The sequence below is a fragment of the Phenylobacterium sp. genome (assembly GCF_035276905.1).
Lineage (GTDB): Bacteria > Pseudomonadota > Alphaproteobacteria > Caulobacterales > Caulobacteraceae > Phenylobacterium.
The window spans coordinates 1-8,566 of record NZ_DATELG010000181.1 but is presented as its reverse complement, the minus strand read 5'-3'; the positions used below and the strand labels follow the sequence as shown (position 1 = coordinate 8,566).

The 8,566-nt window shown below is 72.1% G+C and carries 9 protein-coding genes; 5 read left to right on the top strand and 4 right to left on the bottom strand.

All coding sequences use genetic code 11. The features are described from left to right. On the top strand, positions 1-659 hold a 659-nt coding region (locus VJS38_RS08300), incomplete at its 5' end, for a M16 family metallopeptidase (RefSeq protein ID WP_324087683.1). A gap of 10 nt (positions 660-669) precedes the next feature. On the opposite strand, the gene VJS38_RS08295 is transcribed toward VJS38_RS08300, so the two are convergent. Then, complete coding sequence (locus VJS38_RS08295; protein WP_324087682.1) at positions 670-2,193, bottom strand: histidine kinase; 1,524 nt, start codon at positions 2,191-2,193, stop codon at positions 670-672. 305 nt (positions 2,194-2,498) lie between these two features. Between VJS38_RS08295 and VJS38_RS08290 the strand changes: the two genes are divergently transcribed. After that, a complete protein-coding gene (locus tag VJS38_RS08290) occupies positions 2,499-3,134 on the top strand; it encodes a response regulator transcription factor (RefSeq protein ID WP_324087681.1) in 636 nt (211 codons plus the stop codon). A gap of 122 nt (positions 3,135-3,256) precedes the next feature. Continuing rightward, entirely contained in the window at positions 3,257-4,648 is a 1,392-nt protein-coding gene (locus tag VJS38_RS08285; protein ID WP_324087680.1) for a DUF1254 domain-containing protein, read from the top strand. A gap of 15 nt (positions 4,649-4,663) precedes the next feature. Here the strand turns inward: VJS38_RS08285 and VJS38_RS08280 are convergent, their stop codons facing one another. Next, positions 4,664-5,314 (bottom strand): hypothetical protein, encoded by a 651-nt coding sequence (locus tag VJS38_RS08280; protein WP_324087679.1) that lies wholly within the window; start codon positions 5,312-5,314, stop codon positions 4,664-4,666. Between the two features lie 185 nt (positions 5,315-5,499). On the opposite strand from VJS38_RS08280, the gene VJS38_RS08275 reads away from it, so the two are divergent. Both VJS38_RS08275 and VJS38_RS08270 read left to right on the top strand, forming a co-directional pair. Next, a complete protein-coding gene (locus tag VJS38_RS08275; protein WP_324087678.1) occupies positions 5,500-6,498 on the top strand; it encodes a formylglycine-generating enzyme family protein in 999 nt (332 codons plus the stop codon). Further along, positions 6,495-7,205 (top strand): aquaporin, encoded by a 711-nt coding sequence (locus VJS38_RS08270; protein ID WP_324087677.1) that lies wholly within the window; start codon positions 6,495-6,497, stop codon positions 7,203-7,205. The genes VJS38_RS08275 and VJS38_RS08270 overlap by 4 nt, the downstream gene beginning before the upstream one ends. 26 nt (positions 7,206-7,231) lie before the next feature. Here VJS38_RS08270 and VJS38_RS08265 read toward each other — a convergent pair whose 3' ends face one another. Together VJS38_RS08265 and VJS38_RS08260 are read right to left on the bottom strand one after the other, a co-directional pair. Continuing rightward, positions 7,232-7,651, bottom strand: coding sequence for a DUF4112 domain-containing protein (locus VJS38_RS08265; RefSeq protein WP_324087676.1), 420 nt, complete (start codon positions 7,649-7,651; stop codon positions 7,232-7,234). A 98-nt stretch (positions 7,652-7,749) separates the two neighbouring features. Next, a partial coding sequence (locus VJS38_RS08260) for a dipeptide epimerase (RefSeq protein WP_324087675.1) occupies positions 7,750-8,566 on the bottom strand: 817 nt, incomplete at its 5' end.

The window sequence follows — 8,566 nt, the reverse complement described above, 5'->3', positions numbered from 1 at the left end:
CGACCGGCCGGGCGTCGCACGGCCGCGCCGTGCTGATCGACGTGCCCGACGCGCCGCTGGCGCAGGTGGTGGTCGCCGGCCCCGCGGCCGGGCGGTCAGATCGCGCGCACTACGCCGCCGAGCTGGCGAACAGCGCGCTCGGCGGAACCTACACCTCGCGGCTGAACCAGGAGATCCGCGTCCGGCGCGGCCTGACCTACGACGTCTCCAGCACGCTGGAGCAACGCGATCGCGACGGCATGTTCCAGGCCCGGGCGGAAACTCCGACGGGATCGGCGGGCGAGGTGGCGGCCCTGATGCTCGCCCAGCTGGACGCGCTGGCGGCGCGCGGGGTGACGGCCGGCGAGCTCGGGATGCGCAAGGCCATGCTCCTCGGCGACCTCGGCCGGGCCACGGAGACCTCGGAGGACCTGGCCGACCTCCTGGCGCACGAGGCCGTCTATGGCCGGCCGGTGGGCGAGATCGCCGAGTATCCGGCCCGCCTGGCGGCGGTCTCCGACCGCGACGTGCAGGCGGCGGCCGCGCGCCTGGACGATCGGTCGCAGCTCAGCGTGATCGTCATCGCTGACGCCCGGCGCGTCTCCCGCGAGCTGCGCCGGCGCTTTCCCGCAATGATGGTCGTCACCCCCGCCACGCTGGAACGTTGGGCGGCGCGCTGATCGCCGGACCTCAGGCGAAGCCCTCGTATCCGGCCACGTCCTCGCGCGCGCGCCGACCGGCCGCCGACGACGCGGGCGCGCGGCTCCGCGGCTTGCGCGGCGGGCGCAGCTCGTGCGCGACGGAGGCCCGCACCAGCACGCCGGTGGGTCCTCCCAGCAGGTCCAGCGCGCCGCCGATCTGCATCATCCGCGCCCGCATCCCGCTGATGCCGACGCCCTCGATGGGCGGCTGGCCGCCCGTTCCGCGCATGCCGATTCCGTTGTCCTCGACCTCCAGCACGATGCGCCGGCCCTTGTGCTTGAGCCGCACCTCCACCCGCGCGGCCTGGGCGTGGCGGTAGACGTTCATCAGGGCTTCCTGCGCCACGCGGAACAGCGCGACCTTGATCGTGAACGGCAGGCGCCAGCCAGCCCGTCCGACATCGAAGGTGATGTCGAGACCGGTGCGCCGCGCGAAGCCGACCGCGAAGGTCTGGAGCGCATCGGCCAGGCCGGTCTCCATCAGCGACGGCGGGTGCAGCACGAAGGAGAAGTTGCGGATCTCGCGCTGCGCGCCCTCGATCGCCTGGCGCGTGTCCTCCAGCACGTGCGTCGCCTCCTCGTTCGGCAGGTCAAGCCCGGCGAGCCGGCTGAGGCCGAGCCTGGCCGCCACCAGCAGCTGAGAGGTGGAGTCGTGGAGTTCGCGCCCGATGCGCCGCCGCTCGTTCAGCTCGGCGTGGGCGAGCGCGTTGGCCGCCGCGGCGATCTCGGCCTCGTAGGTGTAGTGCTCGGTCTCGTCGGTGGCGACGCCGAGGATGCACTGGACCTCGCCGTCCGGCGTGCGGGCGAAGATCTGGGTCCGCACGCCGACCCAGATCACCTGGCCGTGGATGTCCCGCACCCGACAGACGCACTGGATCACCTCGCCGTCCGCCGCGGCGAGCTGCCGCTTCAGGAGCCGCGCCAGGATCTTGCGGTCCGCCGGGTCGACCATCTGCAGGGCCTTGTCCGCCGGGATCGATCCGGGGGCCAGGCCGAGGCGCTCGAGCACGGGGTGGGCGGCGCAACGCAGCACGTTGTGAACGACGTCGTGGATATAGACCAGGCCGCGGCTGAGCGGCGCAAGCTCGGCCAGCACGCCGGCCTCGCCCAGCGACGAGAGGGCGAGCGGCGAGCGCGCCTCGCTCAGGCTGATCAGGGCGCAATCCGCTCCGTCGCCCCCGACGTGATGGACCTCGACCTCCAGGATCTTGAACTCGGACGCCGCCCCATGGGCGATGCGGAAGCGCGCGGGCTCGCGGTCGCGCAGGCACTGCTCCACGGCGAGGCGGACCTGGATGGAGGAGGCGCCGCGAAAGATCCGCCGCAGCGGTTGTCCATGGGGCGCGTGCGACGGAAAGTCGAACAGGCGGGCGAAGGCCTCGTTCACCTGCTGGGCGCAAAGCTCTCCGTCCGCCCACGCCGCAAACGCCAGCGGCGCCGTCGTGGTGCGGAAGGCCCGCTCGTAGAGGTTTGAGCTGGGTGCATTACATTCTTCCCGAAGCACGAGTGACACGGCTCAAGCTCCGTCAAAACGCCCTGCACAGGGCTCAACTCATAGTAGAGCTTCCGTAACAACCGGGAACACGACCCGGCCCCGGAGCCTAGGGGAAAACGTGTAGGGAAGATACACCTGAGAGGCGACTATCATCCGATGGCGAGGAGGGCCGAATAGGCGTTTTCCCGGTTGCGCGCCTGCCGGCTCTCTAGGCAAGCAGGATGGAACGGCGCCCCGATAACGAACAGTTGCAATCCGGGATTCGCCTGATGCCGCAGGCGCCAACTGCGCAGTATCGGTGATCAGGACGGGAGAAACCGACGATGTTACGCATCCTGATCGCGGATGATCATGAGATCGTTCGCAAGGGTGTGCGGGACCTGATCGAAGCCCATCCCGGGTGGGAGGTGTGCGGCGAAGCCGCCGACGGTCAGACTGCACTGGAGATCGCGCTTCGCGAGAAGCCGGAGATCGCCGTCCTCGACGTCGCGCTTCCAGTTCTCAATGGGGTCGCCTTGACGCGCAGGCTGAAGCAGGAATCCCCCAACACCAGCGTCCTGCTCTTCACCATGCACGACGACGACGAGACGGTGAGCAGCGGCCTGGCCGCCGGCGCGCGCGGCTATGTGCTCAAGACCGACAGCGAGCGCTACCTCGAGGCCGCCATCTCCGCGCTCGGCGCCAACCGGCCGTACTTCTCCTCCTTCGTCTCGGAGCTGCTGCTGGACGCGGCGATCAACGACCGCAAGCGCTCGCGCCTGGAGAGCTTCACCATCCGCGAGCTGGAAGTCGCGCAGTTGATCGCCGAGGGCAACTCGAACAAGCAGATCGCCCGCAACCTGGAGATCAGCATCAAGACCGTCGAGAGCCACCGGTCGGCGGCGATGCGCAAGGCCGGCGCGCGGACCGCGGCGGAATTCGTCCGTTTCGCGATCAAGCACAACCTGATCCAGCCCTGACCGCAGGGAAGCCGGATTCCAGGCCGGCGGATCAGCGGTCGAAGGCGCACCCGCTCGGGTTTCGCCGGATTGGTGTGCATTTCCAGGCGCCTGAGGCTGACGGGGATACCCGGAGCGCTCCCTTGGTTCAGACGCCCGTCCCCGCAGCATCCCCTGACGCCCCTGCCCGTCAGCTCGCCAGCGAGGTCTTCGTCCTGGGCTTCCCGCTCGTCGTGATGGACACCATCCGCAGGGCGCACCCCCTCGCCGCGAACCACTTCCGGCTGTTTCCGCGGGTCTCACAGGACCTCGTGCCCGGGCTGTTCCTCGACGATCCCGACTGCCTGCACTCTTCGGCGATCGTCGACCTCGGCGCCGGCCCGACCGTGCTGCACCTGCCGAACACCCACGGCCGCTACATCTCCCTGACCCTGATCGACTCGGCGGGCGAGGCCTTCGCCAGCCTGGGCTCGCGGAGCGACGAGCATCTCGCCGGCGACGTCATGCTGGCCGGACCGGCCTGGCGGGGCGAAGCCCGCGCCGGTCTGCGGACCCTGCGCACCCCCTGCGATTGCGTCTGGGCCGTTTCGCGGATCCTCGCCCGCAGCGCGCCCGACCGCCCGGCCGTCGAGGGCCTCGCCGCCGAGCAGGGTTTCGCCTTCCCGTGGGCGCCGAGCCCAGCGTCATCGGGCCCCGCCGCAAAGGCCGGCCTGGACGTGCTTGACCTGGGCGCCATGCGCCAGGTCGCCGAGATGGAGCCGCCGGCCCTGTTCCATCGCCTCCGGCATCTGGTCGAACGCGGACCCCAGCCGGTCCGGCAACGCCTCGGCGGCGCGTTGCGCGAACGCATCGCCCGCCTCGAACGGAACAGTCAGGCGGGCGCCCGCGCGGACGACATCCTGCTGCGCGGCTTCGCCGACGGATGGAACGCCATCCGGGCGGCGCGCCGGGCGATGGACGGCGAACCGCTGCGCGAATGGACGAGCGCGGCCCCTGCGGCAGGCGCCGCAGAGCCGGTCGAACGCGCCGCCGCCGTGCTCGCCGTCCTCGGCGCCCCGCTGCGCGAGGACATCCTGACCCTGCGCTGCAACGCCGACGAGTCCGGGCGGCCGCTGACGGGCCAGGAGCAGTACCGCCTGGTGATGCCGGCGGCGCGGCTGCCGCCGGCGCTTTCGGCCTGGCGCTTGAGCGCGCCCCCGCGCGAGCGCGCGGCGGCCGGCGACGTGATCGGCGACCACAGCCCGCTGGTCGCCGCGCCCGACGGATCGCTGGAACTGTTCGTCCAGCGGGACCCGCCCGCGCGCCGGCATGCGGTCAACTGGCTGCGCGCGCCGGACGGCCCGTTCGAGCTCAGGCTCAGGCTCTACGCGCCGACAGCGGATACGCTGGGGGGCGCCTGGCGCATGGCGGCGGTGGAGCGGCTCGGATCGCGCGGCGGCGGCGGGCGCCTCGACCGGCTGGCCCGGAGGCTGGCCACGGCCCCGGCGCGGCAGCTCCGCGCCCTCGGTCGCCTCCAATGGAGCATCTCGGCATGACCGATCCCCGAGCCCCTAACCGGGAATGCCGAGGCCCAGGACCTGGACCGGCAGGCTGAGCAGGCGCAGCAGGCCTAGCACGAGGCTGACGCTGGCGACGGCGAGCAGCCAGACGCGGGCCGTGCGGCCCTTGAAGACCTGGCCGATCCCGCCGAAGAACAGGGCCAGCGCCAGCATGGTCGCGCCCTGCTGGAAGCCGTCGGAGACGGCGTTCGCGTACTGCCCGTCCCTGAACTCCTTGTCGGCCTGGCGCTCGAGCGTCTGCGACCGCTCCAGTCCCGGCCGATGATAGGCTGGGGTCGCGAACGGCGTCGGCGGCGCGGAGGGGTCGGACAGCGGATTGTCCTGCTGCCAGCGATGGAAGGCGGGCTTGAAGTGCGGCGGGAACCGCGCCTCGTAGAAGGCGGCGAGCCTCTCCTTGCCGTCCGTCTTGGCCGTCAGCCAGGCGCCGAAGATCTGCACCTCGACGCCGGCGAGCGCGTCGCCTTCGAGGATGGCGCGGGACGCCTCGGTGCGCAGCGCGTTGGTGCGGCTGTAGTGGGCGGCCTGCTCCCCGTCCCACAGACCTGCCTGGTAGCTCGCCCAGGACGAGGCCAGCGCAGCGACGGAGAGGACGATCGCGCTCGCGATCTCCAGGCTGTCCGTCCGTTCCTCCGAGCCGGCCATGTCCGATCCTTCCCGTGCGTCCGGCACTCCACGTCGGAGCGTCGCCGGCGCCCATCCGGCGCAGGCCCGATCCCTCAGGCGTTCGCTGCCTTAGAACCCGAACGATCTCAGGGATCGGCCCGATAGGCAGCACTCGGCCCGCATGCGCCACTTTCCGGAAGACGACCTCCCCTGCCGGAGCCGCCATGCCGTCCCCCGCCGCCACGCTCCGCCGCAGGCCGGCCCGCAAGCCCCAGGACGGCATGGCGCGGATCTTGGGCGGCAGGTTCCGCATGGGCTCGGACCGGCACTATGCGGAGGAGGCGCCGGCGCGCTGGGTCGAGGTCGACGACTTCTGGATCGACGTGCGCCCGGTGACCGTCCGCGACTTCGCCTGTTTCGTACGCGAGACCGGCTGGGTCACCGTGGCCGAGCAGCCGCCCGATCCGGCGGACTATCCCGGCGCCCTCCCAGAGCTCCTCGCGCCGGGCTCGCTGGTCTTCGTCCCCACGGCAGGCCCGGTTCCTCTGCACGACATCCACGCCTGGTGGACCTATGCCCTGGGCGCCGACTGGCGCCATCCACGGGGACCGGACAGCGGTTTGAACGGGCTGCTGGACCACCCCGTCGTCCACGTCGCCTGGGCCGACGTCGAGGCCTATGCCCGCTGGGCCGGCAAGGCGCCGCCGACGGAAGCCGAGTGGGAGTACGCCGCCCGCGGCGGGCTGGACGGCGCCGAGTTCGCCTGGGGCGACGAACTCGCGCCCCGCGGCCAGCCGATGGCCAACACCTGGCAGGGCGAATTCCCCTACCAGACGTTGAAGCGAGGCGGTAACTTCCGCACGTCGCGCATCGGAAGTTTCCCGCCGAACGGCTACGGGCTCTTCGACATGATCGGCAACGTCTGGGAATGGACCCAGGACTGGTGGTCGACGACGGCGCCCGGGGCCGCCGCCTCCCCCTGTTGCGCGCCGAGGAACCCGCGCGGCGGAACGCTCGAGGGAAGCCTGGAGCGCGACTGCCCCGCCGGCGGCGACATCCCGCGCAAGGTCCTCAAGGGCGGCTCCCACCTCTGCGCCCCCTCCTACTGTCGCCGCTACCGACCGGCTGCGCGTCACGCCCAGCCGATCGACACCTCCACCTCGCACATTGGATTCCGCTGCGTCGTGCGCGGAAGCCGGGAACCTGAAGGAGCCCCTTCATGACGTCCAAGTTGACCGCCGAATTCGTCGGCACGCTGATCCTCGTGCTGTTCGGCTGCGGCGCGGCCGTGCTCGGCGGCGAGCAGGTGGGCCAGCTGGGCATCGCCCTTTCGTTCGGCTTCGCCATCGTCGCCCTCGCCTACGGGCTGGGGCCGATCTCCGGCGGCCACGTCAATCCGGCGGTGAGCCTGGGCGTGTTCCTCGCCGGCCGCATGCCGGCGGTGGAGATGGTGTTCTACTGGGTGGCCCAATTCGCCGGCGCGCTCGCCGGCGCCCTGATCCTGATGGGCATCAGCGGCGGCCACGAGCACCTCGGCCAGAACGGCTGGGGGCCGGGCTACGGCGGGGAGTTCGGGGTCGGCGCCGCAATGGGCTTCGAGGTGGTGATGACCGCGCTCTTCGTGGCGGTGATCCTCGGCTCGACCGGTCCGGGCGCAGCGGCCGGCTTCGCGGGCCTGGCGATCGGGCTGACGCTGGCCGCGATCCACATCGTCGGCATCCACGTGACCGGCGTCTCGGTCAATCCCGCCCGCAGTTTCGGCCCGGCGGTGCTGGTCGGCGGCGTGGCGCTCGGCCAGCTGTGGCTGTTCATCGTCGCGCCGGCCATCGGCGCGGTCATCGGCGCCCTGCCGTTCCGCTTCGGCCTGCTGGAAGCCGCCAAGCCGCCCGTCGACGAGCGGATCGACACCACCCTGCGCGGCGCGACCTGACCCGTCGCCGACGCGCCCGAGACGGATCAGGCCGCCCAGGGAACGTCCCGGACCCGCAAGCGCCAGCGCCGTTGCGGGTTTCGGCCGGCCGGCGCACCGTAGCGCTTCTCGATGTCCTTCTGCAGCGCGCCGGCCGCCATGGCGTGGCCGCGGAACAGGGTGTCCATCGCCCAACCCAGCACGGGCACGCCGTCCAGCGCGGTGTTGACTGTGAGGTAGAGGCCCATGCGCACCAGCGTCTCCGGCGCGGCCCCGGCCTGGACGGCCTCGAACAACAGGATCGCGCCGGCGCCGACGCTATAGGCCACGTTCGCGCCGGGCATCCAGGCGACGACCCCGTCGACCCCCAGGCCCCACGGCCCGATGCGGATCAGCCCGTCGGAGAGGCGCTTGATGCGCTCGGCGTTGGTCCAGGCGCGATGCGCGCGCTCAAGCGTCACGTCCATGCGGGCGGAGGCTCCCGTCTCAGTCGTCTGTCCCCTGACTGCAACATGGCCTGGCCGGGTTAAATCCAAGCGTCGCAACAGGGCTAAAACGATGCGGCCTATCCCCACAGCTCCGGCGGCGGCGGCTCGATCAGGGCCCCCAGGATCGGCAGGCCGGGCGCACGGTCGCGGACCAGCAGCAGCGGGCCGTCGAGGTCGACGAAGCGCGCCCCCTGCGCCACCACGAGCGCGGGGGCCATGGCGAGCGAGGTCGCCACCATGCAGCCGGCCATGATCTCCAGCCCCCGGCCTTGCGCCTCCGCCTTGAGCGCCAGGGCCTCGGTCAGGCCGCCGGCCTTGTCGAGCTTGATGTTGATCGCCGCGTAGCGGCGGGCGCAGGCGGCCAGTTCGGCGCGCGTGTGCAGGCTCTCGTCGGCGCAGAGCGGGACCGGGCTCGTCCAGCCCTCCAGCGCCTCGTCGTCGGCCGCCGGCAGCGGCTGTTCGAGCAGCTTGACCTCGAGCCTGGCCAGTTCGGGCGCGATGCGGCGCAGGTCTTCGAAGGACAGCGCCTCGTTGGCGTCGACCACCAGGCGGGTGCGCGGCGCGGCCGCGCGCACCGCCTCGATCCGGTCGAGGTGGTCGGCTGCGCCGATCTTCAGCTTCAGCATCGGCCAGCGGGCGTGGGCGCGCGCCGCCTCCGCCATCACGTCGGCGGCGTCGAGGCTGAGGGTGAAGCAGGTCTTGACCGGGTCCAGCCGCGCCCGGCCGGCCAAGGTCCAGGCGCGCACGCCGGCGGCCTTCGCCTCGAGGTCCCAGAGCGCGCAGTCGAGCGCGTTGCGCGCCGCCCCCGGCGGCAGCAGCCGCTGCAAGGCGGCGCGGTCGGCGCCGGCCTCGATCGCCTCGCGCACGCTCTCGATCTGCGCCAGTACGCCCGCG